Annotated in this window: 29 protein-coding genes; 18 read left to right on the top strand and 11 right to left on the bottom strand. The window is 65.6% G+C overall.

The window, feature by feature from the left end; all coding sequences use genetic code 11:
* Window positions 1-7: 7 nt before the first annotated feature.
* Window positions 8-1,675 carry a recombinase family protein gene (locus ACFWO8_RS02010; protein ID WP_378940634.1) on the bottom strand — a complete coding sequence of 556 codons (1,668 nt, stop codon included), beginning with the start codon at window positions 1,673-1,675 and terminating at the stop codon, window positions 8-10.
* Window positions 1,676-2,185: 510 nt separating this feature from the next.
* Complete coding sequence (locus ACFWO8_RS02015) at window positions 2,186-2,389, bottom strand: hypothetical protein (RefSeq protein WP_378940635.1); 204 nt, start codon at window positions 2,387-2,389, stop codon at window positions 2,186-2,188.
* Between the two features lie 87 nt (window positions 2,390-2,476).
* Between ACFWO8_RS02015 and ACFWO8_RS02020 the strand changes: the two genes are divergently transcribed.
* Both ACFWO8_RS02020 and ACFWO8_RS02025 read left to right on the top strand, forming a co-directional pair.
* A complete protein-coding gene (locus ACFWO8_RS02020) occupies window positions 2,477-3,058 on the top strand; it encodes a TetR/AcrR family transcriptional regulator (protein WP_378940636.1) in 582 nt (193 codons plus the stop codon).
* A gap of 266 nt (window positions 3,059-3,324) precedes the next feature.
* Entirely contained in the window at window positions 3,325-4,110 is a 786-nt protein-coding gene (locus ACFWO8_RS02025) for a helix-turn-helix domain-containing protein (RefSeq protein WP_378940637.1), read from the top strand.
* Window positions 4,111-4,148: 38 nt separating this feature from the next.
* On the opposite strand, the gene ACFWO8_RS02030 is transcribed toward ACFWO8_RS02025, so the two are convergent.
* Window positions 4,149-4,724 carry a Fic/DOC family protein gene (locus ACFWO8_RS02030; protein ID WP_378940638.1) on the bottom strand — a complete coding sequence of 192 codons (576 nt, stop codon included), beginning with the start codon at window positions 4,722-4,724 and terminating at the stop codon, window positions 4,149-4,151.
* Complete coding sequence (locus tag ACFWO8_RS02035) at window positions 4,721-5,032, bottom strand: hypothetical protein (protein WP_378940639.1); 312 nt, start codon at window positions 5,030-5,032, stop codon at window positions 4,721-4,723. The genes ACFWO8_RS02030 and ACFWO8_RS02035 overlap by 4 nt, the downstream gene beginning before the upstream one ends.
* A 303-nt stretch (window positions 5,033-5,335) precedes the next feature.
* Between ACFWO8_RS02035 and ACFWO8_RS02040 the strand changes: the two genes are divergently transcribed.
* From ACFWO8_RS02040 to ACFWO8_RS02075, 8 genes are all read left to right on the top strand, one after another.
* Window positions 5,336-6,538 carry a transcriptional regulator gene (locus ACFWO8_RS02040; protein WP_378940640.1) on the top strand — a complete coding sequence of 401 codons (1,203 nt, stop codon included), beginning with the start codon at window positions 5,336-5,338 and terminating at the stop codon, window positions 6,536-6,538.
* Window positions 6,539-6,625: 87 nt separating this feature from the next.
* Window positions 6,626-8,143 carry an aldehyde dehydrogenase gene (adh, locus tag ACFWO8_RS02045; protein ID WP_378940641.1) on the top strand — a complete coding sequence of 506 codons (1,518 nt, stop codon included), beginning with the start codon at window positions 6,626-6,628 and terminating at the stop codon, window positions 8,141-8,143.
* Window positions 8,143-8,538: a DUF779 domain-containing protein gene (locus ACFWO8_RS02050; protein ID WP_378940642.1), complete on the top strand. Its 396-nt coding sequence runs from the start codon at window positions 8,143-8,145 to the stop codon at window positions 8,536-8,538. The genes adh and ACFWO8_RS02050 overlap by 1 nt, the downstream gene beginning before the upstream one ends.
* Before the next feature lie 207 nt (window positions 8,539-8,745).
* A complete protein-coding gene (locus ACFWO8_RS02055) occupies window positions 8,746-9,939 on the top strand; it encodes an RNA-guided endonuclease InsQ/TnpB family protein (protein ID WP_378940643.1) in 1,194 nt (397 codons plus the stop codon).
* A 100-nt stretch (window positions 9,940-10,039) separates the two neighbouring features.
* The gene (locus tag ACFWO8_RS02060) at window positions 10,040-11,452 is read left to right on the top strand and encodes an ethanolamine ammonia-lyase subunit EutB (RefSeq protein WP_378940644.1); all 1,413 of its coding nucleotides are present in this window, start codon (window positions 10,040-10,042) and stop codon (window positions 11,450-11,452) included.
* A gap of 113 nt (window positions 11,453-11,565) precedes the next feature.
* A complete protein-coding gene (gene eutC / locus ACFWO8_RS02065) occupies window positions 11,566-12,429 on the top strand; it encodes an ethanolamine ammonia-lyase subunit EutC (RefSeq protein ID WP_378940645.1) in 864 nt (287 codons plus the stop codon).
* Window positions 12,430-12,504: 75 nt separating this feature from the next.
* On the top strand, window positions 12,505-12,903 hold the full coding sequence (locus ACFWO8_RS02070; protein WP_378636247.1) for an NUDIX domain-containing protein: 399 nt from the start codon (window positions 12,505-12,507) through the stop codon (window positions 12,901-12,903).
* A gap of 92 nt (window positions 12,904-12,995) precedes the next feature.
* Window positions 12,996-13,169: a hypothetical protein gene (locus ACFWO8_RS02075; protein ID WP_378940646.1), complete on the top strand. Its 174-nt coding sequence runs from the start codon at window positions 12,996-12,998 to the stop codon at window positions 13,167-13,169.
* Here the strand turns inward: ACFWO8_RS02075 and ACFWO8_RS02080 are convergent.
* Together ACFWO8_RS02080 and mca are read right to left on the bottom strand one after the other, a co-directional pair.
* Complete coding sequence (locus ACFWO8_RS02080) at window positions 13,166-13,411, bottom strand: hypothetical protein (RefSeq protein WP_378943069.1); 246 nt, start codon at window positions 13,409-13,411, stop codon at window positions 13,166-13,168. The two genes, ACFWO8_RS02075 and ACFWO8_RS02080, sit on opposite strands and share 4 nt — an antisense overlap.
* Window positions 13,411-14,277: a mycothiol conjugate amidase Mca gene (gene mca / locus ACFWO8_RS02085; protein ID WP_378940647.1), complete on the bottom strand. Its 867-nt coding sequence runs from the start codon at window positions 14,275-14,277 to the stop codon at window positions 13,411-13,413. Before mca ends, ACFWO8_RS02080 begins: the two co-directional genes overlap by 1 nt.
* A 120-nt stretch (window positions 14,278-14,397) precedes the next feature.
* Here mca and ACFWO8_RS02090 point away from each other — a divergent pair, with 120 nt between their 5' ends.
* Together ACFWO8_RS02090 and greA are read left to right on the top strand one after the other, a co-directional pair.
* Window positions 14,398-14,862 (top strand): DUF4307 domain-containing protein, encoded by a 465-nt coding sequence (locus ACFWO8_RS02090; RefSeq protein WP_378940648.1) that lies wholly within the window; start codon window positions 14,398-14,400, stop codon window positions 14,860-14,862.
* Between the two features lie 318 nt (window positions 14,863-15,180).
* Complete coding sequence (gene greA, locus ACFWO8_RS02095) at window positions 15,181-15,672, top strand: transcription elongation factor GreA (RefSeq protein WP_056813695.1); 492 nt, start codon at window positions 15,181-15,183, stop codon at window positions 15,670-15,672.
* A 91-nt stretch (window positions 15,673-15,763) separates the two neighbouring features.
* Here greA and ACFWO8_RS02100 read toward each other — a convergent pair whose 3' ends face one another.
* Window positions 15,764-16,906, bottom strand: coding sequence for a cystathionine gamma-synthase (locus ACFWO8_RS02100; RefSeq protein WP_378940649.1), 1,143 nt, complete (start codon window positions 16,904-16,906; stop codon window positions 15,764-15,766).
* Between the two features lie 99 nt (window positions 16,907-17,005).
* On the opposite strand from ACFWO8_RS02100, the gene ACFWO8_RS02105 reads away from it, so the two are divergent.
* Window positions 17,006-18,187, top strand: coding sequence for an acyl-CoA dehydrogenase family protein (locus ACFWO8_RS02105; RefSeq protein ID WP_378940650.1), 1,182 nt, complete (start codon window positions 17,006-17,008; stop codon window positions 18,185-18,187).
* Between the two features lie 5 nt (window positions 18,188-18,192).
* On the opposite strand, the gene ACFWO8_RS02110 is transcribed toward ACFWO8_RS02105, so the two are convergent.
* Window positions 18,193-18,498, bottom strand: coding sequence for a hypothetical protein (locus tag ACFWO8_RS02110; protein ID WP_378940651.1), 306 nt, complete (start codon window positions 18,496-18,498; stop codon window positions 18,193-18,195).
* A 114-nt stretch (window positions 18,499-18,612) separates the two neighbouring features.
* On the opposite strand from ACFWO8_RS02110, the gene ACFWO8_RS02115 reads away from it, so the two are divergent.
* Window positions 18,613-18,957, top strand: a complete 345-nt coding sequence (locus ACFWO8_RS02115; protein WP_378940652.1) for a DUF6401 family natural product biosynthesis protein — start codon at window positions 18,613-18,615, stop codon at window positions 18,955-18,957.
* Between the two features lie 67 nt (window positions 18,958-19,024).
* Here ACFWO8_RS02115 and ACFWO8_RS02120 read toward each other — a convergent pair whose 3' ends face one another.
* Window positions 19,025-19,867 (bottom strand): hypothetical protein, encoded by an 843-nt coding sequence (locus tag ACFWO8_RS02120; RefSeq protein WP_378940653.1) that lies wholly within the window; start codon window positions 19,865-19,867, stop codon window positions 19,025-19,027.
* A gap of 217 nt (window positions 19,868-20,084) precedes the next feature.
* Between ACFWO8_RS02120 and ACFWO8_RS02125 the strand changes: the two genes are divergently transcribed.
* The 3 genes from ACFWO8_RS02125 (at window position 20,085) to erm (ending at window position 22,989) form a co-directional block, all read left to right on the top strand.
* Entirely contained in the window at window positions 20,085-20,729 is a 645-nt protein-coding gene (locus tag ACFWO8_RS02125) for a TetR/AcrR family transcriptional regulator (RefSeq protein WP_378940654.1), read from the top strand.
* Window positions 20,726-21,910, top strand: a complete 1,185-nt coding sequence (locus ACFWO8_RS02130; protein ID WP_378940655.1) for an NAD(P)-binding protein — start codon at window positions 20,726-20,728, stop codon at window positions 21,908-21,910. Before ACFWO8_RS02125 ends, ACFWO8_RS02130 begins: the two co-directional genes overlap by 4 nt.
* A 254-nt stretch (window positions 21,911-22,164) precedes the next feature.
* Complete coding sequence (erm, locus tag ACFWO8_RS02135; RefSeq protein WP_378940656.1) at window positions 22,165-22,989, top strand: ErmE/ErmH/ErmO/ErmR family 23S rRNA (adenine(2058)-N(6))-methyltransferase; 825 nt, start codon at window positions 22,165-22,167, stop codon at window positions 22,987-22,989.
* A 115-nt stretch (window positions 22,990-23,104) separates the two neighbouring features.
* Here erm and ACFWO8_RS02140 read toward each other — a convergent pair whose 3' ends face one another.
* The gene (locus ACFWO8_RS02140) at window positions 23,105-24,352 is read right to left on the bottom strand and encodes a Glu/Leu/Phe/Val dehydrogenase dimerization domain-containing protein (RefSeq protein WP_378943072.1); all 1,248 of its coding nucleotides are present in this window, start codon (window positions 24,350-24,352) and stop codon (window positions 23,105-23,107) included.
* 145 nt (window positions 24,353-24,497) lie between these two features.
* Here ACFWO8_RS02140 and ACFWO8_RS02145 point away from each other — a divergent pair, with 145 nt between their 5' ends.
* Window positions 24,498-25,469 carry a LysR substrate-binding domain-containing protein gene (locus tag ACFWO8_RS02145; protein ID WP_378940657.1) on the top strand — a complete coding sequence of 324 codons (972 nt, stop codon included), beginning with the start codon at window positions 24,498-24,500 and terminating at the stop codon, window positions 25,467-25,469.
* A 70-nt stretch (window positions 25,470-25,539) separates the two neighbouring features.
* Here the strand turns inward: ACFWO8_RS02145 and ACFWO8_RS02150 are convergent, their stop codons facing one another.
* On the bottom strand, window positions 25,540-26,253 hold the full coding sequence (locus tag ACFWO8_RS02150; RefSeq protein ID WP_378940658.1) for a hypothetical protein: 714 nt from the start codon (window positions 26,251-26,253) through the stop codon (window positions 25,540-25,542).
* Between the last annotated feature and the right edge of the window lie 2 nt (window positions 26,254-26,255).

A 26,255-nucleotide genomic window follows, 5' to 3' on the forward strand; every position in this document is an offset into this window, starting at 1 on the left:
TCCTACACTACGATCCTGCATGTCCGGCCATTGTCGTGATCATGCGAATACTGCTGTGGGGACGCTTCTGAGTCCCCTTCCCCACTGGGTAGACCAGTACGGCGGAAACTTCCGCGAGGATGATCGATCGTTTCCGGTCCAGGTCGTAGCCGCCTGCACTGACCGGTTCAGACCAGCGCTCGCGGCAATCCGTCACAAAATCGACCGACAAAGCATGTGCGCGTTCGTACTCCGCCTTCGCCTTTCGCAAGGCGTCCACATTCTGATCGAGGAGGGGCGACAGTCGATAGAACCGATCGTCGGACTCCTCGCCACTGCTCCATCGCACTTCGAAGGCATCTCGCCGACGAATGGCATCAGAGAGTTCCGCCTCACCAGCCCATGTTTCCCGCTCAATAACCGGTCGGGATTCGAGCATCCCGAGAACTGCATCAGAGACTGCCTTATCGATCCATTCCCCGGCAACACTTACGCCGCCGCAACCTCCATCAGCAGAAGACCTGCACGAATATCGATATTTCGATTTACTACGACTGTCTTTCTCCGTAGAAAATCCAATCATGACCCCATTGCACAGTCTTCCGTCGACAGTCTTGCCGCACCGCAGCAGCCCCGAACAAAGGTACTTGCGAGCACTGCCCGCTTTAGCATCTGGCGGCGCGTCCGTACGCGCGCGTCGGTTCCGTGGCGGGTACCGTGCAGCAACCGATTCCCAGTCACCAGTGGAAATAATTGCCTCCCACTCACCAATTACCGGATGACCGTTGTCGTCACGAAGCAAGTCGAGCTCCTCGCCGAGAATCCGCAGTCCTGCGTTGCGAGGGCTGGATATGATCTGCTTGACAGTCTGGCGCCGCCACGGACCACCCTTCTCAGTCTTCAGACCGGACGCCTGGAATAGCCGGACGATACTTGCCAGGGATTGCCCTTCAACGCACGCACCTACGGCCAGGCGGATCACATCTGCTTCCCGTGGGACTACTTCAATCTTCCCGGGCTGCGCTATTACCGGACGATAGCCAAATACCCGACCACCGGTGTGAGCGATACCCCGGCGCGCCTGCTCTTCATGCCAGCGCCGAACTCGCGCTTTGCATTTCCGGTTCTCACCCATCGAAATTGCCACACTGCGCAATCCGACATCCTCAGCATCCTCCTCGTACAGATCTCGCATACCAGAGTAGTCAGCGAAAACCCGATCGGGAAACGAACGGAACGCCGCAATGAATCGATCCCATTGTTCCGGAGTTTTGTAAATTCGATCCTCGTCAACCGCAATAACACCATGAACTCGGTAGCCTTCGCGAGTGCATCCTCGATGTAGGTCCGTCAGCATGGATTCAAAATCTGGCCGGTAATCACCCTTACTGGCGGAGCGATCATTGTCGGTATACCGCTTGACAACCATCAGATTCTCCCGGCGGGCAATTCGACGCCCCGCGGCATGCTGGTTGGTGATGCCGTCGAGGCGCTTCTCAGGATCCCCCCGCTTTCCTGAAAGGTCACTGATCCGAGCATAGACAAGGACACACAACACCTCGTCCTCGATCAGGTTTGCCGGACTCGGAATTCCCGACGGTACGCCCCGCTCCGCTACGTCGATTCGGGCGACTGCACCCGAGTCCAGTGCATCCGAATCATCAAGTGCCACATCAACCCCCCAGGTGTCGGACATAACAGCACCGATCATACTTTCAACTCACGGCGTGTACCAGCGGGTATCCTTAGTTGCCGGTGTCCGATTCACTGCCGTCTACCGAGCCGAAGCGCCGCAACAGGAGTCGCCACTGCCAACCGACCCGTCGTCCGATTGGCCGCAGCCGACAGTGGCTGCTGATGCACCGCCTCGGTCCCCGGCTCCCTGCGGCCGCCGATCGCGGATGACTGTCACGGTTCGCGATCAGCGAACACGCATACCGAGTCCGGTGAGCATCGCGGCCATCTCGTCGGCGACTGGCAGATCTACCGGGCAACGGGCAAGTGAGGCCCGCAGCACCGCCGCCGCGAGATCCGGACGCGCGCCTACCTGATGAAGCTGGGCACAGAACAGTGTTGTCTCGCCGGCCTCCCGGTGGCAACCAGTAGCGATCAGCGCCTCCTGTACCGCGCCGTATCAGCCCCGGCCACTACCGGCCGGGTTGCTGTCCCGAGTTCGACGAATCCCTCGGGACAGCAACCACACTCATCAGAACGAACAGTCGCCGGGCCGACCTGCCCAGCCGCCCTTCAGGAAAATAATGACGGCACAGAACACATCCGCCGACGAGGAGCCCACCGGTGCGGGAGCCGAGGTCGGAGCGGCAGGTGCGGCGACAGATTCCGCGGCGGCCACACCGGCTGGTGCGACGAGCCCGGCGATCACAGCGGCGACAACGACAAGCTTCTTCATCACATGTCCTGTTCTGTAGTTGTGGATGGCGGGACGAAGTTTGGCATATTTGACCGATCGGTCGCAATAGACCTAGCATCGTGGAATATGGCACGCACCAAGGAATTCGACCCCGACGTCGTCCTCGATCGCGCATTGGACCTGTTCTGGCAGCGCGGCTACGAGACGACATCGATCGCGGATCTGGTCGAGCACCTCGGCATCGCCAGGGCGAGCCTGTTCGCGACCTTCGGCTGCAAACACGAGCTCTTCATGAAGGCGCTGCAACGTCACCTCGAGCTCGTCGACGCGCGGATCACCGCGGAATTGGCCCGCCCCGGCCCGGCGCTACCCGCGGTCAAGGGCCTGATCGACCGGTTCGTGAACGAGTCGTGCGCGGAGAACAGATTCCTCGGCTGCCTGGTCACCACCGCCGCGGTCGAACTGGCTGCCCGCGACCCCGATGTCGCCCGGCTGGTCGAATCCAGCTGGGCACGTACCGAAACCGCACTGGCCTCCGCCCTGTCGCGCGCCCACGCCCAGAACGAACTGGCCCCCGACGCCGACCCGCGCGCGCTTGCCCGCTTCCTCCTGGTCTTCTTCCAGGGAATCTGGGTCCTCGAACGCACCCCCAACGCCGCCACCCGCCTGCGCGACGCGGGCCGAGTAGCCGTGTCGATCCTGGGCTGAGAAGCCCGGCAGCCTCACCGCGTTCATACAAGAACGAACGATCTAGTATTTCGCGTCAGCGCGCATCGCGTTCTTGACTGCTCGCTGCTGCCCGACCTGCTCGCACTTCCCCTGCGATCAGAGCAGTTTCGCACTGGCCACGCTCGTATTTCTCCGCCTCCGGTTCGGGGGTGAGCTGGTTGTAGAACACGTCGTCATCACCCCACCGACAACGGTGCGCGTTGCTGTTGCGGCGCACCCGGCGACACGTCGATACCCTGGTGAGGGTGAGCATCGATACCCGTTCGGAGATCCGCAGATCGGTGCGGACGCCGACCGCGTGGGTCCGGCCGGGGCACATCGGGTACATCGGGCCGGATCTGCTGCCCGACACGCATTCGCCGCCGGTCGCGATGCTCACGATCGGGCTGGACGGGCCGCTGATCGTGCACACCTCCCGCGGTCCGATTCGCACCGGCAGCTCCTTCGCGCCTGCCCGCACCGCGCACCGCGTCGTTGCCACGCAGGGGTGGATTCTGGTGCTGTTCATCGACCCGTCGAGTGCGCCCGCGACCATGATCGCCGACGAGATGACTGCCGCCGCAGGCACTTTCGGCCTGAGCCACCGCCGCGAGCGCGAACTCGTCGAGCTGTGCGGCGAACCCGTCGCCGACCCGGATCTCCTCTACAGCCGCGCCATCGCGGGCCCGAACCTCGGCACCGACGCACGGATCTCCAGGCTCGCCGCCGCGATCCGCGACCAGCCCGCCAACACCCTGCGCGCCGACCAGATCGCCGCGAACCTAGGCCTGTCCACCGGCCACTTCCTGCACCTGTTCACCCAGCACTGCGGCACCACCTTCCGCGGCTACCAACGCTGGAATCGCATGGTCTGCGCGGTGAGCAGCGCCGTCAACGGCCACGACCTCACCCGCTCCGCCATCGACGCGGGCTTCGCCACCCCCTCCCACTTCAGCGAATCCTTCCGCGCCATGATCGGCCTACCCGCCACTAAAATGCTCGGAGCCGGCATCCACTTCGACCTCGGAACCCGCATCATCCAGCCCGGCTGAGCGTCATAGCCGCGACGGCTTCAGCGGCTCGATAGAAGCTAAATTTGCCGTACCAGCCGATCTAGCAGATCGCGCATCGGTCCGTTGTCACCACGCAGCGATGCCATCGACATCTGCACGTTCTCCTCCGGCTCGAGGCCGGACCAGTCGATCACCCAGCCGGCCTCACGAGCGAGCTGATGAAAGAACGCCCGCTGAGTACGACCGTTCCCCTCACGGAACGGATGGATCGCGTTGACCTCGCCGAAGTAATGGGTCAGCTTCGCGATGAAGTCGGTTCGGCTCAACCCGCGCAAGTGCCCGTCTGCCGCGAGAGCGGCGAAAACCTCCGATGCGTAACCCGCGATGTGGCGCGGCAGACAGAACGGATCCGATTTGGCGATACCGACCGTTCGAACCTCCCCTGCCCATGGGTACACATCAGCGAAGATCTCACGGTGGAACGCGCACAGGTGCTGTAGGTCGTAGCGACCAGGCAGCGATCTGATACCTAGGTCGGCCAGCGCAGCCTGACTCAGATCGGCCTCCGCTTGGCGCAAGGAAGCGGCGTCAACGATCCCGAGCCGATTACGCCACACACCTGATTCGGGGTCTAGGTACGGATCCACCGTCACGCTGCGCCGTGCATGCCCCGGATCAGCTCCCGCATCCGCGTGGTGCTGATCTCGCCACGCGCCCACTGCCCCATGATTCCCTCGGCCGCCGGACTCGCCGACGCACCCTCGGCCCTGACCGAAGCCGCAGCCTGCGCCAACGACCGTGATCGCTCCGCAGTCAACTCCTCGAACACCTCGACCGGCACCATCACCGCCTCGGTCTTGCGATGCGACCCGACCCCGACCGGTCGCCGATCACCTTTACGGAACCGCGCCAAAAGACCAGACAACTGCTCCCTCGCCTCACGAACCGATAGCGTCTCCATACAAAAAGTGTACACAATTGCATACACAATTGGCCCTTTTATCCTCCGAAACTACGCTCCGCCTGCTGACCGGCCGCGGCACGCCTGAGTATCGCTGTACGCGATCTGCCCAATCCGGGCAGGCCATGGATGCGGGCCGCTCCGTGGACGCGCGATGGCCATCGGCGGCTTGGTAGTCGATGAGGCAAATCTGCCTCGCCGTTGCGGCGGTATGGGCTGGCGAAACCGCTGCTCAGCGGGCGGTGCTGAGGCATGATGAAATGTGGAATCCTTGCCCGGTTCGTCTAGTTAGGAAGACCCGAGATGGTGCAGCTCACGCTTGCCGCGCAGCGCGCTGCGCTGGAGCGGGAGTGGGCAATGTGGGTGCCGGGCGGGGTGGAGGTTTCGGGGGCTGGGGTGCGGACCGAGGTGGCGCAGTCTTGGTCTCGGTCGTTGCGGACGGTGGATCCGGGGCGGGATCACGCGCCGGTCAGTGAGACCGATATCGGGCCTCGGTGGGCGGAGTCGCCGTTGCGGGGGCCGGTTACCGAGTTGAAAGAGCAGTTGCACAGTGTCGCCGATGACGCCGGGTACGTCGCGGCAGTCACCGATGCTTCGGGGACGATTCTGTGGACCTATGGCGGGCCCGTTATGCGCAGGCGGGCCGAGCAGGTGAACTTCGCGCCAGGTGGGCGGTGGGACGAGGCGCACATGGGGACCAACGCGTTGTCCTTGGCGTTGCGCACCGACCAACCGCACACCGTGTTCTCGGCCGAACATCTGGTCGCGGCACTGCATGGTTGGGTCTGTTATTGCGCGCCGATCCGCGCCGCCGACGGGACCTTGCTCGGCGTGCTCGACCTCTCGACCACCTGGAAACGCTCGCATCCGCTGGCCATGGCCACCGTGCGCACCATGACCAGCGCCATCGAGTCGAAATTGCACGCCGCCGTGCCCGCGTCCGCCGGGATGCGGCTCACCTGCCTGGGTTCCGGCAGGTTGATGCGCGACGGTCAGCAGATCCGGTTGCGGCCACGCCACCTCGAGATCCTGACCCTGCTCGCCCTCGACACCGACGGCTACAGCCACGAACGCCTGCACTACGCCGTCTACGGTGCCCGCGCGGTCGGCGCGAGCACGCTGAAATCGGAGATGTCGTACCTGCGCCGCGCCACCGGCGGCGACATCACCAGTCGCGTCTACCGCTTCACCACTGCCCTGTCCTGCGACGCCGTCGACGTGCTGCGTGCCATCGAGCGAGGCGATCTCGACACCGCTGTTCGCCTGTATCACGGTCCGCTGCTTCCTGATTCGGATACACCCGGCATCAGCGAGTGGCGCGACTACCTCGAAGTCGCCATGCGCAACGCGGTCCTGAACAGCCCCGACGCGAATCACGCACTGTCATACGGCGATTCCGCCCCCGACGACATCGCCGTCCACGAACACGCACTCGCACTGCTCCCCACCCGCGATGCACGTCGCGCGGTCGCCGCCGCACGCTTGCACAGCGCCCTTCGCGCCTGATCGGTCCGGCTTCAACGTTTCATCAACCCTCAGCAGGGATAGTGATGGGCGTCACGATTCATCGGAATCAGCGAGGAGCCACCGCACATGATCTACGCCAAGCCGGGCACCGAGGGCAGCATCGTCAGCTACGCGCCGCGATACGATAATTTCATCGACGGCAAGTGGATTCCGCCGGTAGAAGGCCGCTATTTCGAGAACACGTCCCCGGTGGACGGGCAACCCTTCTGCGAGATCGCCCGCTCGAGCGCCGCCGACGTGGAACTGGCACTCGACGCCGCCCACCGCGCGGCGCCGGCCTGGGGTGAGACCTCAGCCGCCGAGCGCGCCAATATCCTCAACAAGATCGCCGACCGGATCGAGGCCAACCTCGAGGCCCTCGCCGTCGCGGAGACCTGGGACAACGGCAAGCCGGTCCGCGAAACCCTGGCCGCCGATCTCCCCCTCGCGGTCGACCACTTCCGCTACTTCGCCGGGGTGCTGCGCGCGCAGGAAGGCGGCATCAGCGAGGTCGACAAGGACACCATCGCCTACCACTTCCACGAGCCGCTCGGCGTTGTCGCGCAGATCATTCCGTGGAACTTCCCGATCCTGATGGCCACCTGGAAGCTGGCTCCCGCCCTCGCCGCGGGCAACGCGGTGGTGCTCAAGCCCGCCGAGCAGACCCCGGCCTCGATCATGAAGGTCGTCGAACTCGTCGCGGATCTGCTGCCGCCGGGAGTTCTCAACGTGGTCAACGGTTTCGGTGTCGAAGCCGGTAAGCCACTGGCCTCGAGCCCGCGCGTCGCGAAGGTCGCGTTCACCGGTGAGACCACCACCGGCAGGCTGATCATGCAGTACGCCAGCGAGAACATCATCCCGGTCACCCTGGAGCTGGGTGGCAAGAGCCCCAACATCTTCCTGGCCGATGTGATGGCCGCCGACGACGACTACCTGGACAAGGCGATCGAGGGGTTCGTCATGTTCGCCCTCAACCAGGGCGAAGTGTGCACCTGTCCGTCGCGCGCGCTGATCGCCTCGTCGATCTACGACGAGTTCATGGAGCGCTGTGTCGAGCGCACCAAGGCCATCATCAGCGGCAATCCCCTCGATGAGGCGACCATGATCGGCGCCCAGGCCAGCAACGATCAGTTCGAGAAGATCCTGTCCTACATCGACATCGGCAAGAAGGAAGGCGCCGAGGTACTCACCGGTGGCGCGGTCCGCAGCGTCGACGGGCTGGCCGAGGGCTACTACATCGAGCCGACGATCTTCAAGGGCAGCAACGACATGCGCGTGTTCCAGGAGGAGATCTTCGGCCCCGTCGTCGCGGTCACCACCTTCGACTCCACCGAGGAGGCACTGTCGATCGCCAACGACACCCTCTACGGCCTCGGCGCGGGCGTGTGGACCCGCGATATGAACACCGCCTACCGCCTCGGCCGCGGCATCAAGGCCGGTCGGGTGTGGACCAACTGCTACCACGCCTACCCCGCGCACGCGGCATTCGGCGGGTACAAGAAGTCCGGCATCGGGCGCGAGAACCACAAGATGATGCTCGATCACTACCAGCAGACCAAGAACATCCTGGTCAGCTACTCGGCGACGAAGCTCGGCTTCTTCTGATGGTGCAGCGCGTCGACCTCACCGACCAGGCGGCGGCGCTGCTGCGGGACTTGACCGGGCAGCACGGCCCGGTCATGTTCCACCAGTCCGGTGGTTGCTGCGATGGCAGCTCGCCGATGTGTTATCCGCGTGGGGAATTCCGTGTCGGCGGTTCGGACGTGCTGCTCGGGTACCTGCCCGGCGACACCCCGTTCTGGATGAGTGCCGACCAGTTCGAATACTGGAAACACACCCACCTCACCGTCGACGTCGTGCCGGGCCGCGGCGGCGGATTTTCCCTCGAAGCTCCCGAAGGCGTGCGGTTCCTGATCCGCTCACGCCTGTTCACCGACGAGGAAGCGGCCGCGCTGGAGTCCCAGCCGCCGCCACCCACCGGTGACGCCGGTCCACAGTGATGTGAAACACCAGCTATCACACTGTTCCCGCAGGTCGGCGGCGCTCGATACGCGCCGCTGGCCTGTGGGATCCACGGCAGCGACATCGTCGGTCTTCTGTGTGTGACAGGCGTTTTCTTCCTGCTGCACCAAAACTGGCGGGGCGCAACGTCTCCGATCAGCGTGAGTGTCGGTCGGTCGACACGTGATGCAGGTAGATTGGCGAGGGTGCATCTGCGGTACAGCTACCGCCTCGTCCCGACAGCGAGTCAGCGGATCGCGCTGGCCCGAGCATTCGGCTGTGCCCGTGTGGTGTTCAACGACGCGATCGCCATACGCCGGGCTGCCCACGAAACTGGGGCACCGTTCCCGACCGATGCCGCGATGTCGAAGGCGCTCACGGCCGCAAAAAGAACACCAGAACGAGCGTGGCTCAGCGAGGTGTCGGCAGTGCTGCTGCAACAAGCTCTGGCCGACGCCAACAGTGCCTATCGCAACTTCTTTGCATCCCTGTCAGGGAAGCGGAAAGGCCGAAAAGTCGGAGCGCCCAGATTCCGATCGCGACGGGACTCCAGGCAGTCGATCCGGTTCACGGCGAACGCCCAGTTTCGGATACTGAGTAATGGCCGGTTGCGGTTGCCGAAGATCGGGGACATCCCGGTGCGTTGGTCACGGTCGCTGCCCTCGACCCCGTCGAGCGTGACGGTGACGCTGGATTCGACAGGTAGGTATCACGCCTCGTTCGTGGTCGAAGTATCCGATCACTCGCTTCCCGCGACCAACGGGGAGGTCGGGCTCGATCTCGGGTTGACGCATTTCGCGATCACCTCGGACGGCAGGAAGGTCACAAACCCCCGTATCGGCCGAAAGGCTGCGGTGAAGCTGCGGCGGGCGCAGAAAGAGCTGGCACGTCGCCAGAAGGGTTCTGCCAACCGGCGCAAGTCGGTCCGGCGAGTCGCGAAATGTCACGCCCGGATCGGTGACACCCGCCGGGATTGGTTACACAAACTGTCCACCACGATGATCCGCGAAAACCAAGCGGTGTACGTGGAGGATCTGGCGGTGTCAGGTTTGGGCCGGACAAGGCTGGCTCGCAGTGTCCACGATGCGGGTTGGTCGATGTTCGTGGCGATGTTGGAGTACAAGGCGAAGCGGTATGGCCGTCGGTTCGGGAAGGTGGATCGTTGGTTCCCCTCTACCCGGATGTGTTCGAACTGCGGTCTTGTCGGCGAGAAGAAGCCGCTACATATGCGGGAGTGGGTGTGCCCGTGCGGGGCGGTCCATGATCGGGATGTCAATGCGGCGATCAATATTCTGACGGCCGGGCGGGCCGACAGTTCAATGCCTGTGGAGCTGGTGTCAGTCAGGACTGTGGTCCTGCCCTCGGCTGTGAAGCAGGAACCCACCGGGAGTGCGGCCTAAAGGGTCGCGCAGACCAGAATCCTCGCCTCGCGCGGGGAGGACGCCAAAGTCGCAAACACCTGGACACACGCGCGACAACCGGAGAGGAAGTCGACGACTGATGACCTTGTTCCGCAGCATGATCGGCGTCAAGACCTATACCTTCGACGGTCTGGTCGATCTCCTGGCCAAAGCAACGCCCGAACGCAGCGGCGACCAGCTGGCCGGCTGCGCCGCCGCGACCGATGCCGAACGCGCGGCCGCGCAGTGGGCACTGGCCGACGTGCCGCTGACCACCTTCCTCAACGAGATGGTTGTCCCGTACGAGACCGACGAAGTGACCCGGCTGATCATCGACACCCACGACCGGATCGCGTTCGCCCCCATCACGCACATGACAGTCGGCGGGCTGCGCGACTGGCTGCTCGCGGTCGCCGCGACCGAGGATTCCGCGACCACGCTGGCCGTGGTGTCGCCGGGGCTGACACCGGAGATGGTGGCCGCGGTCAGCAAGATCATGCGCAATCAGGACCTGATCGCGGTGGCCAAGGCGGCTCAGGTGACCGCGGGATTCCGCACCACCATCGGCCTGCCCGGCCGGTTGAGCACGCGCTTGCAGCCCAATCATCCGACCGATGATCCGCGCGGGATCGCCGCCGCTACCTTGGACGGGCTGCTGCTCGGCTGTGGTGACGCGGTGATCGGGATCAACCCGGCCACCGATTCACCGCAGGCCACCTCGGATCTGCTGCAGCTGCTCGACGAGGTGCGCTTGCGCTTCGATATCCCGACCCAGTCGTGCGTGCTCTCGCACGTCACCACGACCATCGGCTTGATCGAGGCAGGGGCACCGGTGGATCTGGTGTTCCAGTCCGTTGCGGGTACCGAGGGCGCGAATACCGGCTTCGGCGTGAATATCTCGCTGTTGCGGGAGGGAAACGAGGCGGGGCGATCGCTGCGGCGCGGCACCGTCGGCGACAACGTGATGTACCTCGAGACCGGGCAGGGGTCAGCGCTGAGCGCGAATGCCCATCTGGGCGTTGGTGATCGGCCGGTAGACCAACAGACCTTGGAAGCGCGCGCCTACGCCGTAGCGCGGGATCTGCAACCGCTGCTGGTGAATACGGTCGTCGGCTTCATCGGACCCGAATACCTCTTCGACGGCAAGCAGATCATCCGCGCCGGACTCGAGGACCACTTCTGTGGAAAGCTCCTCGGCCTGCCGATGGGCGTTGATGTCTGCTACACCAACCACGCCGAGGCCGACCAGGACGACATGGACACCCTGCTCACCCTTTTGGGCGCGGCCGGTTGCGCCTTCGTCATCGCGGTCCCCGGCGCCGACGACGTGATGCTCGGCTACCAGAGCCTGTCGTTCCACGACGCCCTGTACGCCCGCCAGGTCCTGAACCTGCGCCCCGCACCGGAATTCGAGGACTGGCTGTCGGGTCTCGGCATGCTCGACGCGAACGGCCGTGTGCGACAAGTAGAACCATTGTCATCACCCCTGCGCGCGCTGACGGCCACCCGATGATCGCGTACAACCCGGCGCAGGCTGCGCCCCAGCGCTTTCCCAGCGCCCTGAACGTCGATGGACGATGCCCTCACGATTTCGACCACCTGAGCCGGGAGCCGAAGATGCCGAGCATGGACGACTCAGCGATGCCGCACGATCCAGCTCGTTGCCCGCACGCCGAGGACCCGGTCGCATCGATCACCGATCACCAGCCGGAATCTGTTGTTGCCCAAGCCTTCTGGGAAGTTCTCCGGGGTAGCACGCAGGCACGGATCGGGCTGGGCCGCACCGGCGACGCGTTACCGACGACAGACGTCCTCGCACTTCGCGCCGCCCACGCGGCCGCCCGCGATGCCGTTCACCTTCCGCTCGACGTCGCGACCTTCACCGAGCAGATCGCGGCAGTCGGACTCGGCACTCCGGTGACCGTCGCCAGCAGGGCGGCCGACCGTGCCGAGTACCTCCGGCGGCCCGATCTCGGCAGATTGCCCGCCGACCTCACCCCCGTCACCGACACCGGCGCGGATATCGGTTTCGTCCTCGCCGACGGGCTCTCCCCCGTGGCCCTGTCCGACCACGCCGTCGGGTTACTCGCCGCCCTGGCGACCGAACTCGGCGACCGCTACACCCTGGCCCCGCCGGTCATCGCGACACAGGCCAGGGTCGCACTGGGCGACCACATCGCCGAAGCCATGGGCGTGCGCACGGTACTGGTGCTGATCGGCGAACGTCCCGGCCTCTCGGTCGCCGACAGCCTCGGCATCTACCTCACCCACCTGCCCCGCCCCGGCCGTGCCGACGCCGAACGCAACTGCATCTCCAACATCCACCCGCCCGACGGCCTCACCTACGCCGAGGCCGCCCGGGTTGTGGCAGGTCTGGTCGCGGGGGCTCGCGCACTCGGCCGCTCGGGCGTCGACCTCAAGGACACCTCGCGCACCGATTCGCTGGCCGCGGCCGCAACCCTGACCGTCAAACCAGCACCTGGTTCGTGAGCTGACCCAGACACCAGGGTGACGCGGAGCACGTTTGGCGTGAGCCGGAGCCGATCGCTCCCTAGAGTGATCCCCATGATCCGCACCGCCGCCCTCGCCCATGTCCGCGACCGCAGGCTGATTCAGACGCGTCCCGAAGGCAAGGATGTCTTCTACATGGCGGGCGGCAAGATCGACCCCGGCGAGACCCCTTTACAGGCGCTACATCGCGAGATCGAGGAAGAACTCGGCGTCGGCCTGGCCGGTGTCGCCGAATTCGGCGTCTTCGAAGCCGAAGCCTTCGGACACCGCCGCAACACCGGCCTGCACATGACCTGTTTCCGTGCCGAACTCACCGGAGAACCCCACGCCACCGGCGAGATCGCCGAATTCCGCTACTTCACCGTGAGTGAATACGCCGCGATGGAGCACGTCGCACCCGGTTCGATGATGGTGTTCCGGCGCCTGCACGAACTCGACCTCATCGACTGGTAATTCGCGGACGGCGTCGATTGGATATCGGCCGAAACAAACCAACGACCGGCCACGATCCCATAGCTGTGAACATCCCGATATCCAGCGCGCCGATGACAGTGTCCGAACGCCGCGCCGCTCTACGCCGACTCGTCGCACTGTTCGGCCTGATGAACACGATGATCGAGCTGAACGCCAGTGGGGCGCCGCGGTCGGTGGCCGAGCACGCCGCCGCCGCGCGCGACCTGGTCGGCGAACTCGTCGCCGACCTGGCCGCGGCGCGCTAAGTACTCTGCTTCGGTTCCGAATCCTCGACCGTGATCACACCGGGCTCGGTGCCGTCGTCGGCCTTCTGATCCGGTTCCGGATGCTCGGGTTCGAACGTCTCGGGCAGGCCCTTGAGGTGCTTGTTCATCGAGCGAACCAGCAGCACCGTGCCTGCCAGCAGGATCAGGATGACCAGCAGGCCGAGGGGCGAGGCCTTGCCGAATTCGGGGCCCGTCGGTTGCTGCGCGAGGTAGACCAACATCACCGGTCGTTGTCCTCGATGCCGGCGAACAGGTCGGTCTCCGGGATTGCGGTGGACACGCGTGTCTTGGCCAATTCGAACTCCTCGGTCGGCCAGAGCCGCTGCTGCATCTCCAACGGGATCGCGAAGAACGCGCCGTTGGGATCGATCTGGGTGGCGTGGGCGCGCAGGGCGTCGTCACGCTGGGGGAAGTATTTCGAGCATTCGATCTGGGTGGTGACCCGGCCCATGATGTCGCCGCGCGCCGCCTGGTACTGCTTCATCCGGTCCAGCCACTCCTGGAGCGGGAACGGTTCACCGATGCGTTCGTACTCCTCGGCGAAGGCTTCCAGGCGCTTCATGCTGAAACCGTGGTCGTAGTACAGCTTGAGCGGCGTCCACGGCTCGCCCGCCGCGGGGAACTTCGTCGGGTCGCCCGCCGTCTCGTAGGCGGCCATCGACACCTCGTGGCAGCGGATGTGGTCCGGGTGCGGGTAGCCACCGTTCTCGTCGTAGGTGGTGATCACCTGCGGCTTGAACTCGCGGATCACGCGCACCAGCGCCTCGGTGGACTCCTCGAGGGGTACCAGCGCGAAGCAGCCCTCCGGCAGCGGCGGCAGCGGGTCGCCCTCGGGCAGGCCCGAGTCGACGAAGCCCAGCCAGTGCTGGCGCACGCCGAGCGCGTGGGCGGCCGCGGCCATCTCCTCGCGCCGAACTTCGTTGATCCGGTCGAGCACACCGGGGGTGTCCATGGCCGGGTTCAGGATGCTGCCGCGCTCGCCGCCGGTCAACGTCACGACGAGCACCTCGACGCCCTCCGCGGCGTACCTGGCGGTCGTCGCGGCGCCCTTGCTCGATTCGTCGTCGGGGTGGGCGTGCACTGCCATGAGGCGAAGGCCACTCACTTCTCGTTCACCGTCGCTCTCGCTCGCGGGTGTCAGATGTCGTTACCTATAGTTCCATCCGACCCCCCGTTTGTTCCGACCACCCCCGGGAGCGCGAAACCGATGACCGAGCCCGCACCCGACTCCGCCGCGACCTCGGCCGCCGCAGCAGCGCGACACGCCGACCGATATGGCACAAAACCACCTGCGCGTCGCCTGTGGCTGATGGTTTTGCTCGGTGTCGGCGTCGTTGTCGCCGGCTTCGCGGTGGCCTATCTCGGCTTCCAGAAATATGGTCCGAAGGCGGTCGAGACCGAGCAACTCGGCTACGTGGTCGTCGACGATGCCACCCTGCAGGTGCGGATCAAGGTCACCCGCGACAACCCACAGCAGGCCGTGGTCTGCTTCGTGCGGGCGATGGATCGCGACAGCGCCGAGGTGGGACGGCGCGAAGTGCTCGTCCCCGGCTCGGACTCGACCAGCGTGCAGGTGACCACTATCGTCAAGTCATCGGCACGGGCTTCGGCGGGCGACATTTATGGTTGCAGCGACCAGATTCCTGGGTATCTGCGCACCAGCGCCGAGTGAACCAGCACCAGCGCCCAGTGAACCAGCACCAGCGCCGAGTGAACCAGCACCAGCGCCCAGTGAACTGGCGCACCGAATAGCCTGCCTGACTAGCCTGACCTGCATTTTTATGAGACATGCTAAAATGGGTTGATACACGGTTCCGGGGTTCGGAGCCGTGTTTGCTGCATTGGCGGCCAGCGGTGCTGTTTGCGGGTATCGGGTTCACCCCCAGGATCGCTCCAGCCGTCGGGCTGGTGCATGCCCTCCTTCGGGAGGAATCGCGCTGGTTTCAGGGAATCCCGGTCCGCCGGGAACAACTACTAGGGAGTGATCGAGATGACCGAGAATGTGACCTGGCTTACCCAGGAGTCGCACGACAGGCTCAAGGGCGAGTTGGACTCGCTCATTGCCAATCGTCCGGTCATTGCCGCCGAGATCAACGAGCGCCGCGAAGAGGGCGACCTCAAGGAGAACGGTGGCTACCACGCCGCGCGTGAAGAGCAGGGCCAGCAGGAGGCGCGTATCCGCCAGCTGCAGGAACTGCTGAACAACGCGAAGGTCGGCGTCGCCCCCACCAAATCCGGTGTGGCACTGCCGGGTTCGGTCGTCACGGTCTACTACGACGGCGACGAAGGCGATACCGAGACCTTCCTGATCGCGACCCGCGAAGAGGGACTCGGCGCCACCGGCCTCGAGGCCTACTCGCCGAACTCGCCGCTGGGCGGCGCGCTGATCGACGCCAAGGTGGGCGAGACCCGCGAGTACACACTCCCCAACGGCAACACCATGAAGGTAACGCTGGTCAGCGCGGAGCCGTACCACAGCTGAGCCTGCTGAACCCGTACGTCGAGAACCCGAACGCAAGCGGCCGCATCCGGAATCCGGATGCGGCCGCTTCGTCATGTGTTGGGTCCGCTGCTCAGCTCAAAGCCTGTTCGACGTCAGCCAGGAGATCGCTGATGTCTTCGATGCCGACCGAGAGCCGGACCAGGTCGGCGGGAACTTCCAGGGCCGAGCCCTCGGTACTCGCGTGAGTCATCGCGCCCGGGTGTTCGATGAGCGATTCGACCCCGCCCAGCGATTCGGCCAGCGTGAAGATCTCGGTCCGCGAGCAGAACTTCAGTGCCGCTTCCCGGCCACCGGTCAGGCGCACCGAGATCATCCCGCCGCTGCGCCGCATCTGCTTCTGCGCGATCTCGTAGCCGGGGTGCGTGGGCAGGCCGGGGTAGATGACCTGCGAGATGGCCGGGTGGTTGGTCAGGAACTCCGCGATGACCTCGGCGTTGTCGCAGTGCTTTTCCATCCGCACGGCCAAGGTCTTGATGCCGCGCATCGTGAGGAAGGCGTCGAACGGGCCGGGCACCGCGCCCGCGCCGTTCTGCAGGAACGCGAAATCCTTGTCGAGCTCGGCGCTGTTGGTGATCAGCGCGCCACCGACGACATCGGAGTGACCGCCGAGGTATTTGGTGGTCGAGTGCAGGACCACATCGGCGCCGAGCAGCAGCGGCTGCTGCAGGTACGGGGTGGCGAACGTGTTGTCCACAACCAGCTTCGCGTCGGCCTCGTGGGCGATATCGGCCAGCGCGGGGATGTCACCGATGCTCAGCAGCGGGTTGGTCGGGGTCTCGATCCACACCAGCTTGGTGTTGGGGCGGATGGCCGCGCGCACCGCGTCGAGGTCGGCGATGTGGGCGGGCGAGTGCTCGATGCCCCACTGGCTGAAGACCTTGTCGATGAGCCGGAAGGTGCCGCCGTAGGCATCGTCGGGGATGACGATGTGGTCGCCCGGGCGCAGCATGGCGCGCAGCGCGCAGTCGGTGGCCGCCATACCCGAGGCGAAGGCGCGCCCATAGCTGCCCGATTCGAGGGCGGCGAGGTTGGCTTCCAGTGCCGTGCGGGTGGGGTTGCCGGTGCGCGCGTACTCGTAGCCACCGCGCATGCCGCCGACGCCGTCCTGGGCGAAGGTCGAGCTCGCGTAGATGGGCACGTTGACCGCACCGGTCTGAGGATCGGGTTCGTATCCGGCGTGCACGGCCCTGGTGGAGAATCCCAGCTCACTCATTGCCTCAGACTAGTTGGCCGGTTCGGGTCGGTGTCGCAGGGGTTCTCGACATGGTCGAAGTGTCGGATTCGGGTTCGGTACTGCGGTTAAGCTCACGCCATGGTCACCGTCGAAGAGCTGTTCGCCATCGATCCGTTGCTGTCGCAGGAGGAGCGCGAAATCCGCGACACGGTGGCGCGATTCGGGGAACGCAGGCTGCGGCCGCACCTTGCCGAATGGTTCGAGGAAGGCACGTTCCCGGCCCGCGAGATCGCGCCCGAACTCGGCAAGCTCGGACTGCTCGGCATGCACCTCGACGGCTACGGCTGCGCGGGCGCGTCGGCCACCGCGTACGGGCTCGCCTGCCAGGAGCTCGAAGCCGTCGACTCGGGTGTGCGCAGCATGGTGTCGGTGCAGGGCTCCCTCGCGATGTCGGCTATTCACTTCTTCGGGTCCGAGGAGCAGAAGCAGCAGTACCTGCCCGCGATGGCGGCCGGTGAGGTGATCGGGTGCTTCGGGCTCACCGAACCCGACTTCGGGTCCAACCCCGGCGGGATGCGCACGCGGGCGCGCCGCGACGGTGACGACTGGATTCTGAACGGGTCCAAGATGTGGATCACCAACGGGTCGGTGGCCGATATCGCCGTCGTCTGGGCCTACGCGGAGGAGCCCGGCACGGACAAGCCGCGGGTGCGTGGCTTCCTGGTGCCCGCGGGCACACCGGGTTTCACCACTCGCGAGATCCACCGCAAGCTGTCGCTGCGCGCATCGATCACCGCCGCACTGGATTTCGACGACGTACGCTTGCCCGCCGACGCGGTGCTGCCCGAATCACGCGGGCTCAGTTCGCCGCTGGCCTGTTTGAGTGAGGCGCGGTTCGGCATCATCTTCGGTGCGCTCGGCGCCGCACGCGACTGCCTGAGCGCGGCGATCGACTACTCCCGCACCCGCGAGGTGTTCGACAAGCCGCTGGCGGGCTACCAGCTCACCCAGGCCAAACTGGCCGATATGGCGCTCGAGCTCGGCAAGGGACAGTTGCTGGCGCTGCACCTGGGCCGGCTGAAGGACCGTCACGAGATCACCGGCGAGCAGATCAGCGTGGGCAAGCTGAACAGCACCCGTGAGGCGATAAAGATCGCGCGGGAATGCCGAACCATCATGGGCGCCAACGGAATCACCCTCGACTACCCGGTTCTGCGGCACGCCAACAACCTGGAGTCGGTGCTGACCTACGAGGGCACCGCCGAGGTGCACCAGTTGGTCATCGGCAAGGCGCTCACCGACGCCAACGCGTTCCGGTAGGTCGGCTACCGGCTCGGTCGCGGAGCGGGCCTGATCATGCCGCCCGCGAAGGCCGCGGCGAGCATCACGATCACCACCGTGAACACGGTCAGCGCGATGGGCACGGTGATCGCTGTGGGAATGCCGAGCACGGTCAGGCCGGTCACACTGCAGCAACCCCAGATGATCGCGGCGGCCAGACGGCCGAGCAACGGCGCGTAGGGCGACCGAGGCCAGGCACCGGCGATCCTCGTCTGAGCTGAATACCCCGCGCTAGCGGCGATTACGGTGCTCATGCCGACCAGGTGGACGGCTGGGTCGGTGACCTGCACTGCGGATCCTTTCGCTCGCCGAGCGGGTTTGCCGAAAGTTGTCTCCGAACGGTAATAATTGATCTTGAAATTATCCAATTGCAACATCGATGGATAGATTGCTACCATATTGTTATGTTTGCGCCAGGTCCCGCGTTGCTCGAACTTTCGGCGCAACGACAATTACAGCAGTTGAACACCGAGTTCGGCGCCCCCGCGGCCGCCGTCGCCGCGGTGGTGCCCGCACTGTCTGCCCAGTTGGACCAGCACGCTGCCGCGGTGCGCGACATTCTCGCCCTCGGCGTCGAGGATTCCGCGCGGGTGCCCCTGACCATTCTGCTCGCCGGTTATGTCCGCGGACTTCTCGATCATTTCGCCGAGCGGGCCGACGGATTCTTCGCGGGCGCGCCGGACGACTGGCACGCCGCCGACTGGCTGCAATTACGCCTCGCCGCGGTGTGCGCGTACGCCGCCGACTGATTACCGCGCACAGACCGACGCCGGCGCACCGCCACCCAGAGGTAACGGTGCGCCGGCGCCAGTTGGTTTACCTAGCTGTTTCGCCACCCCAGCCCGGCTCGCGTTCCGGGTAGCTCGCTCCTGGCGTGACCCACGCCTGCCTGCCCTGATCGGCCAAGGTCGGCGACACCTGCTCGCCCTGACGTGCGGCGTCCTCGCGTCCACGCTGGTAGGCCTGGGCATGCCCCTTCATCGCGGGCATCTCCGTTTCCAGATTGCCGAGCCAATTGTTCCAGCGCTGTTCCATGGGCCTGACCAGGCCGCCACCGACACCGACCACCATGATGCCGCCGATGGTGGCGAGCACGGCGATCAGGATCGGGGTGGTCACCGAGGTCGCGACGCCGATCTGGTTCAGCGCGGCGATGATGCCGATACCCCAGATGAACACCGCCGCGATCCGGCCGAGCATCTTCCCGTAGGACAGCCCGCCGAGCACATTGGAGATCAGATCACTCACCGCGTGGGCGATGGCCGCCGCGATCACGATGATCACGATCGCGACAACGGCCCTGGGCAGCCAGGCCACGATGCTGGTGAGCAGCGCACTGACCGGGTTCGGCCCGAACACCGCGAAACCGATCTGTAGGGCGATCAACAGAATCGCATAGTAGGCGATCTTGGCGATGATGTCGGAAGCGTCATACTTACTGCGGGACAACATTGTCCGCAGTCCGCCGCGTTCGACGAGTCTGTCGAATCCGACGCGCTCCAGCACCGCGTTCACGATCTTGGCGACCACCTTCGCGATGATCCAGCCGACGAGAAGAATGGCGATGAATGCCACCGCTTTGGGGACGAACTGCGCGACCGAACTCCACGCATCGGTCAAGCCCTGCTGGAAATCTATCGCAATGACGGAGGTATCCACGGCCTGTCCTTTCGCTTTCCGATCAGTGCGGCTGAATTGCCGATGCACCTGTTCGTGGTGTTTACCCAGGTAATTCTCATCGAATCGGTGAAGTAGCGATAAATTTGCTCACGGCCGGTCAGCGGCACAATATCGCACCGATCACCGTGGCGGTCTTGTGCTCGCCACGCGCTCGAGTCACACTAAGTAAGCGGTTACTTACAGCGGAGGTGGCGAGTTGTGCACATCGCGGGAGCGGATCCTGACCGAGGCATTGCGTCTGTTCGGGGAACAGGGGTTCGCCAAGACCTCGGTCGCGCAGATCGAGCGGGCAGCCGGGCTCTCCGGCGGGTCCGGCGCGCTGTACCGCCATTTCAAATCCAAGGACGAGCTGCTGGTGCAGGCGGTGGACGCGCGGCTGACGGATCGGGGCGAGTGGGAGCAGTTCCTGGCGCCCACGTTCTCCGTCGTGGCGGCGCTCGCGGCGATCACGCCGTCCGAGGACACCGTCGACAAACTCGTCGCGCTGTGCCGGATCGGCCTGGCGCGACTCGACCACGATCGCGATGTGACCCGAATCCTGTTGCGTGACAATTCGATCCCCACTCCGCTGCTGGAGGTGTTCCGGCAGCAGGAATACGCGGTGGTGATGTCGATGGTCACCCACGGACTGGTCGAACTCGCCGGCGACCGGGCGGGTGAGCAGGACTGGGACGCCACCGCGGCGGTGCTGGTCGGCGCGCTCGCCCACTTCTGGATGATGCGCGACATCTTCGACGGCGACCACCCGGCCGACGTCGACACCGATCGCTATCTACGAGCCACCGCAGAGATGATCGCCGCCCGGCTCGACTGGGCGGCCGCAGGAGAGGACCGAGGATGAACACACCCATCACCGTGGTCGGGGGCGGACTTGCCGGGCTCACCGCCGCGATCGCCGCCGCCGAAACCGGCGTGCCGGTGCGGCTGTTCGAGGCGCATCAGACGCTCGGCGGACGGGGTCGCGCGACGCCGCCGCCGCACGTCGCGCACGAGGGCGCGCACGTGTTCTATGCCGACGGCCCGCATTACGCGTGGCTGAAGGAGCGTGGTTTCGTCGCAGGCCTCGGCTGGCCGGGGATCACCGACTTCGCGAAGATCGGCTTCCGCACCGGCGACCGGATCCGGCGGACACCACCTGTCGGCGTCCTGCGCGCCCAATCACGCAAATGGCTGCAAGCCCCCGTCGACGTCGACTTCCACAGTTGGGCGGCGGATCGCTGGGACGCGACCACTGCCACCCGGATCGCGAACATGATCAGCGTCGTCACCTACGACGCTGACACCGGCAGGTTGTCCGCCGCCTTCGTCTGGGATCTCTTCCAGCGCGCAGTCGGTCTGAACGTGCCCGGCGTGCGGTGGGTACGAGGCGGGTGGCAGCAGGTGATCGACCGGATGATCACACGCGCAATCGAACTCGGCGTCGTCATCGAGACCGGGTCGCGGATCGACGAACTTCCGAGCGGCGGACCAGTTATCGTCGCCACCGATCTGGATTCGGCACGCCGCCTGCTCGATGACGACACTCTGCACGGTACGAGCGGTTTCACCGCGCTGCTCGATCTCGGCGTCACGAAGAGTCGACGCGACCGCTTCGTCGTCTTCGACCTGGACGAAGGCGGCTTCCATGAGTGCTACACCGCTCAGGACGACACCATCGCCCCTGCGGGCCAATCCCTGTATCAACTCCAGATGCCGGTGCGCGACAACGAATCCCGCGATACGACCCACCAGCGGCTGGAACATTTCGCGGACTCGACCATCCCGGATTGGCGCTCGCGCACCACATTCCGCCGCACCTCCACCGCGAAGGGCCGCACCGGCGCGCTCGACCTGCCCGGAACCACGTGGCGGGACCGACATGCCATCGATCGCGGGGACGGCGTCTATCTGGTGGGTGACATGGTCGCCGCGCCCGGCATGCGCGGCGAAATCTCCATCAACAGTGCGATTTCCGCCGCCGCGTCGGCGGTAACCGCGGTGCGGACGGTATCGGGCAGCCACGCGAACACCGAATCCGCCTAGGCCGACACCCGACGATCCGATCGACGCTGGTCAGGTGCCGCGCCGATCGGATCAAGACCCGCCCTAAATTCAGTTGCCCGCCGCCCCGATGGTTCCTAGAGTTGGTCGCATGTCGTGCCACTACTTCACTCGCCTCCGCTACAGCCGGGCTCTGGCCCGCTAGCGGACGCGGATAACTTCATCGGCGTCCACCGGCGCGCCCAGGGCCCTTCGAGACCGTATTTCGACTCGAAGACCCGAAGGGGCACACTGCCGTGGCGCAGGATTTTGCACACCGAAACTACTCACATACTCAGCGCAAGGTCACCGGTAAGAGCGGCGGTCGGACCGCCCGTGACCATGCGAGAAGGACACTGTCCCAGAACTTTCTGGTGGATCGTGCCGCCGTCGACTCGATTCTGACGGTGGCCGATCCGGCCGGGACCGTTCTCGAACCCGGTGCGGGCGAGGGCATTCTCACGCACGCCTTGGCTCGCAGTGGCGCACAGGTCACCGCGTACGAGATCGATCCGCTGCTCGCGGCCAAGCTCTCGGCGCAAACGCGTTCCGAGGACGGAATCCGTGTTGTACGTGGCGATTTCACCAAGGCCAAGGCTCCTCGCGAGCCGTTCGCCGTGGTGGGGAACATCCCGTTCTCCGTAACCGCCGATATCGTCGACTGGTGCCTGACCGCACCGACCCTGTCCTCGGCAACGCTGCTCACCCAACGCGAATACGCCCGCAAACGCACCGGCGACTACGGCCGCTGGAGCCTGCTGACCGCGACAACCTGGCCATGGTTCAGCTGGGAACTGCGCGGGCAGATCCCACGCACCAGCTTCCGCCCGATCCCGTCGGTCGACTCCGCGATCCTGCGGATCACCCGACGAGCAGAACCCCTTGTCCCCCACCGGGATTCCTACACCGAGCTGGTACGAACCGGCTTCTCGGGAATCGGTGGCACAGTCCGCGCTTCCCTACACGCCCACTACCACGGCGTGGACGAAGCCCTGGCTACCGCGGGCATCCCACACGACACCGTGGTCGCCTACGTCCACCCAGATCAGTGGGTGGATTTGCACTCGATTCTCACTCGCTGACCGTGAGTCGGTGCTGCCTTCCATTGCGCGGGCAGCACCGACGTCACTGCGCGAATCAACTGCCGAACACCAGCCTCGATGCCGCTCAGCCGACCGCTTCTTGCTTGCCCCGCGATCAGGGAATGACGACAGGCCCGGTGAGCGGGGACGGGTCGCCGGCCCAGCGGTGGCCGATCTCGCGAGGGGTGACGCCTTCGTCGGTCCATGCTGTCAGCAGCTGTGCGACCTTGTCGTGCATCGTGGTGCGGAGCCGGTCGAACGAGGTTTCCGGGGTGTCGTCGACTTCGCCGAGCAGCAACCACCACGCCCAGGCCACCGCGCCCGCGTTGGCGACGAAGTCGGGCAGCACCGGGATGCCGCGGGCGGCGAGCATGGCTTCGGCTTCCGGTGTGGTGGCGGCGTTCGCGGCTTCGACGACGACGTGGGCCCGGATGTCGTACGAGTTGTCCGGCGTGATCGCATACGAGATCGCCGCCGGCACAAGGATATCCACGTCGGCGGCGACAATGGCGTTGCGCGGCAGCTGCTCGATGCCCGCGGGCAGCCGGGAGCGGTCGATCTCGCCGTAGCCGTCGCGCAGATCAAGCAGCGCCGGAATGTCGAGCCCCTCGGCGCAGTACAGGGTGCCTGCGGCGTCGGCCACCGTGGTGATCTTCATCCCGGCCTCGTGCAGGTAGTACGCCGCCGCCCCGCCCATGGTGCCCACGCCCTGGATCGCGGCCGTCGTGTCGGCAGGTGCCTTCCCCCACTGCACCGCCGTGGCGAGGCAGGCGTGCGCGACGCCGTAACCGCCGATGACGTCACCGAGCAGGAAGCCGCCGTCGACCGCCGCGTTGAGTCCGTTGCGAACCCGCTCCAGAGTCGCCGCCGGGTCGGCGGAGCGCCGGATCGCGGCGTGGTAGCTCTGGTCCAGGTCGAGCTTTTCGAAGACCTCGTCGATCAGATGCTGCGGAACACCGAGGTCCTCAGCAGTCACCCAGTGCGCGTCGAGCCACGGGCGCATCGCCTCGCAGAATCGCTGCAGCACGTCGACGGCGCGCGGGTCCTTGGGATCGAAGTCGATCCCGCCCTTGGCGCCGCCGATCGGCAGGTCGAACGTGGCGGTCTTGTTGGCCATGCCGCGCGCCAGATCCTCGACCTCGCTCAGGGTGCAACCGGCCCGCATCCGGGTGCCGCCGGTGGCCAGGCCGCCGCGCAGGGTGTGGACGACAAGGTAACCGACCGCGTCGGTGAGCGAATCCGTCCAGTGCAGACGCAGATACGGCTCGCGACGACGGATCGTGGGAGTGACGGCCGGGTCCGTGGGTGTGGTCGCATCGGTATGCGAAGTCACCTGCGGCGTCCCTGCGCCCGGGTTCAGCATCGTCATGGTGCTCACCTCCTCGTTCGTCGTGACGGACCTCGTCGTCCCGATAGCACCAAGCCTGCGGGCCCCCTGGCCGCGCGTCTATTTACGGTTCGTTCACGGCACCCTTCACAGTTCCTGCACAGTGCCTACGCTCGGTGTTATGGAGCTGTCTCTGGCCCGCCTGCGAATGCTGCGCGAACTACACCGGCGCGGCACCATCACGGCCGCCGCGGCCGCTCTGCACTACACCGCGTCGGCGGTTTCCCAACAGCTCGCGCAGCTCGAACGCGACGCGGGCACCCGGCTGTTCGAACGACGCGGGCGCCGAGTGCAGCTCACCGACCTCGGGATCGTGCTCGCCGAGCACGCCGAAGAGATCCTGGCCTCGGTCGAGCGCGCGACCCAGGCGCTAGAGGAAGCCGGCGGATCGGTGACTGCGAAGATCACCGCCGGGGTGTGGGCGTCAGTCGCCTCGGGCCTGCTCCCCGACGCGCTCACCACCCTTGCCGCCTCACACCCGGGCATTCTGGTGCGCACCACCGAACTCGCACCGGAGTCGACGGCCGCTGCCGTCCGTGACGGCACGCTCGACCTGTCGTTCGTGCTCGACTACTCGAACTATCCGATGACCTGGGACCGCGGCCTGGAGCGGGCGGTCATCGGTGTCGAACGCATCCACGCCGCCGTCCCCGCCGGCGCGGTGCCCGCGGCCAGCGTGACCCTCGCCGAGCTGTCCGAGCATCCGTGGATCATCGCGCCCGCCCGGTCGCACTTCGGGCACGCGGCACGGCTGGCGTTCCAGTCCGCCGGGCTACGGCCGCGCATCGACCACGAATTGGAGGAGCAGGCGACCGCGATGGCGATGGTCGCGGCCGGGCTCGGCGTCACGCTGGTATCGGATCTGGGTTTGGCGTTGCGCCCACCCGGCGTGGATATCGTCGCGCTAGGCGACGCCCTCACCCGGACGGTGTCGCTGGCCTACCGCACCAACTCGGCGGGCCGAGCCGCACTGCTGCTGGTGGTGGACGCGATCCGGACCGCCGCGGCGAACAAGGGACTCGGCCCCGACATCCGCACCTCGCCCACAGTGCATCGAGCCTCAGATGGTGCAGGCGCTCAGGAAGCTGAGTAGACAAGAGTCCGATCAAGCAACGGATCGATATCGATCGGCAACGCGACGGATCCGCACCATCATATTCAGGTTACGGAACTGGAGTGTCATCCTCACCTCCTGCGAGCGCTATCGCCACTTTCTGGCATCGATCCCGGACCCGGCTCCAATCGTGCCACTTGCGATCGAGATTGCGATACGCCGACAGCTGCTGGGTTACCGACGAATCAGCGGGTCGCGGATCAGCCAACTGACGCGCAACCTGCGAGGAAACCGGAACCCCGTCGATGCGCTGATCGGCGTAGTACTCATCGATGTCGGCGAGTACAGCGGCCGCCTCCATCGTCCCCATCATCTCGGTGAGTGCGGCAACGTCGAGGAAGTCACGTGTTTGATTACGCCGCACAATGAGGAAAGCCTTGATACGCAACGTCTCCGCGACTGTCGGCACGCACAACTCACGTCCCGACGGAAGCTCAACGATGGCCGTCTCCAGCGGGCGCGCGCGAATCAACTGCCGAACGCCTGCCTCGATATCGCCCAGCCGACCGAGTATCAGCTTCCCCAGACGCACACGATTGGTTACCCACTCCCCCTCGGACTCGATGGCATCGAGCACCATGTCGAAACGATCCCGCAGCGGCTGGACGGCGGGACTATCGAAGAAACCGACGCCTGAGCCGTTGTTCTCACCACACGGTATTTGCACCCGGTCCGCGCCACACACCACGCAGCGCAGGATGACGCCGCCCGCCACCATGACCCTGCCGCCCGGATTGTTTCTCACTTCGCCCACCGATGACACTG

It is taken from the genome of Nocardia sp. NPDC058480, assembly GCF_042720495.1.
GTDB lineage: Bacteria > Actinomycetota > Actinomycetes > Mycobacteriales > Mycobacteriaceae > Nocardia.

Excerpts from the sequence above, each read along its gene's own strand:
- ACFWO8_RS02035 (WP_378940639.1), bottom strand. The coding sequence starts at position 5,032 with ATGGAGACGCTATCGGTTCGTGAGGCGAGGGAGCAGTTGTCTGGTCTT.
- ACFWO8_RS02050 (WP_378940642.1), top strand. The coding sequence starts at position 8,143 with ATGGTGCAGCGCGTCGACCTCACCGACCAGGCGGCGGCGCTGCTGCGG.
- ACFWO8_RS02105 (WP_378940650.1), top strand. The coding sequence starts at position 17,006 with ATGGTCACCGTCGAAGAGCTGTTCGCCATCGATCCGTTGCTGTCGCAG.
- ACFWO8_RS02115 (WP_378940652.1), top strand. The coding sequence starts at position 18,613 with ATGTTTGCGCCAGGTCCCGCGTTGCTCGAACTTTCGGCGCAACGACAA.
- ACFWO8_RS02100 (WP_378940649.1), bottom strand. The coding sequence starts at position 16,906 with ATGAGTGAGCTGGGATTCTCCACCAGGGCCGTGCACGCCGGATACGAA.
- ACFWO8_RS02080 (WP_378943069.1), bottom strand. The coding sequence starts at position 13,411 with ATGTTGGTCTACCTCGCGCAGCAACCGACGGGCCCCGAATTCGGCAAG.
- ACFWO8_RS02010 (WP_378940634.1), bottom strand. The coding sequence starts at position 1,675 with ATGTCCGACACCTGGGGGGTTGATGTGGCACTTGATGATTCGGATGCA.
- ACFWO8_RS02020 (WP_378940636.1), top strand. The coding sequence starts at position 2,477 with ATGGCACGCACCAAGGAATTCGACCCCGACGTCGTCCTCGATCGCGCA.
- ACFWO8_RS02090 (WP_378940648.1), top strand. The coding sequence starts at position 14,398 with ATGACCGAGCCCGCACCCGACTCCGCCGCGACCTCGGCCGCCGCAGCA.
- ACFWO8_RS02015 (WP_378940635.1), bottom strand. The coding sequence starts at position 2,389 with ATGAAGAAGCTTGTCGTTGTCGCCGCTGTGATCGCCGGGCTCGTCGCA.
- mca (WP_378940647.1), bottom strand. The coding sequence starts at position 14,277 with ATGGCAGTGCACGCCCACCCCGACGACGAATCGAGCAAGGGCGCCGCG.
- ACFWO8_RS02130 (WP_378940655.1), top strand. The coding sequence starts at position 20,726 with ATGAACACACCCATCACCGTGGTCGGGGGCGGACTTGCCGGGCTCACC.
- ACFWO8_RS02145 (WP_378940657.1), top strand. The coding sequence starts at position 24,498 with ATGGAGCTGTCTCTGGCCCGCCTGCGAATGCTGCGCGAACTACACCGG.
- ACFWO8_RS02040 (WP_378940640.1), top strand. The coding sequence starts at position 5,336 with ATGGTGCAGCTCACGCTTGCCGCGCAGCGCGCTGCGCTGGAGCGGGAG.
- ACFWO8_RS02075 (WP_378940646.1), top strand. The coding sequence starts at position 12,996 with ATGACAGTGTCCGAACGCCGCGCCGCTCTACGCCGACTCGTCGCACTG.
- eutC (WP_378940645.1), top strand. The coding sequence starts at position 11,566 with ATGGACGACTCAGCGATGCCGCACGATCCAGCTCGTTGCCCGCACGCC.
- ACFWO8_RS02070 (WP_378636247.1), top strand. The coding sequence starts at position 12,505 with ATGATCCGCACCGCCGCCCTCGCCCATGTCCGCGACCGCAGGCTGATT.
- greA (WP_056813695.1), top strand. The coding sequence starts at position 15,181 with ATGACCGAGAATGTGACCTGGCTTACCCAGGAGTCGCACGACAGGCTC.
- ACFWO8_RS02140 (WP_378943072.1), bottom strand. The coding sequence starts at position 24,352 with ATGCTGAACCCGGGCGCAGGGACGCCGCAGGTGACTTCGCATACCGAT.
- ACFWO8_RS02060 (WP_378940644.1), top strand. The coding sequence starts at position 10,040 with ATGACCTTGTTCCGCAGCATGATCGGCGTCAAGACCTATACCTTCGAC.
- adh (WP_378940641.1), top strand. The coding sequence starts at position 6,626 with ATGATCTACGCCAAGCCGGGCACCGAGGGCAGCATCGTCAGCTACGCG.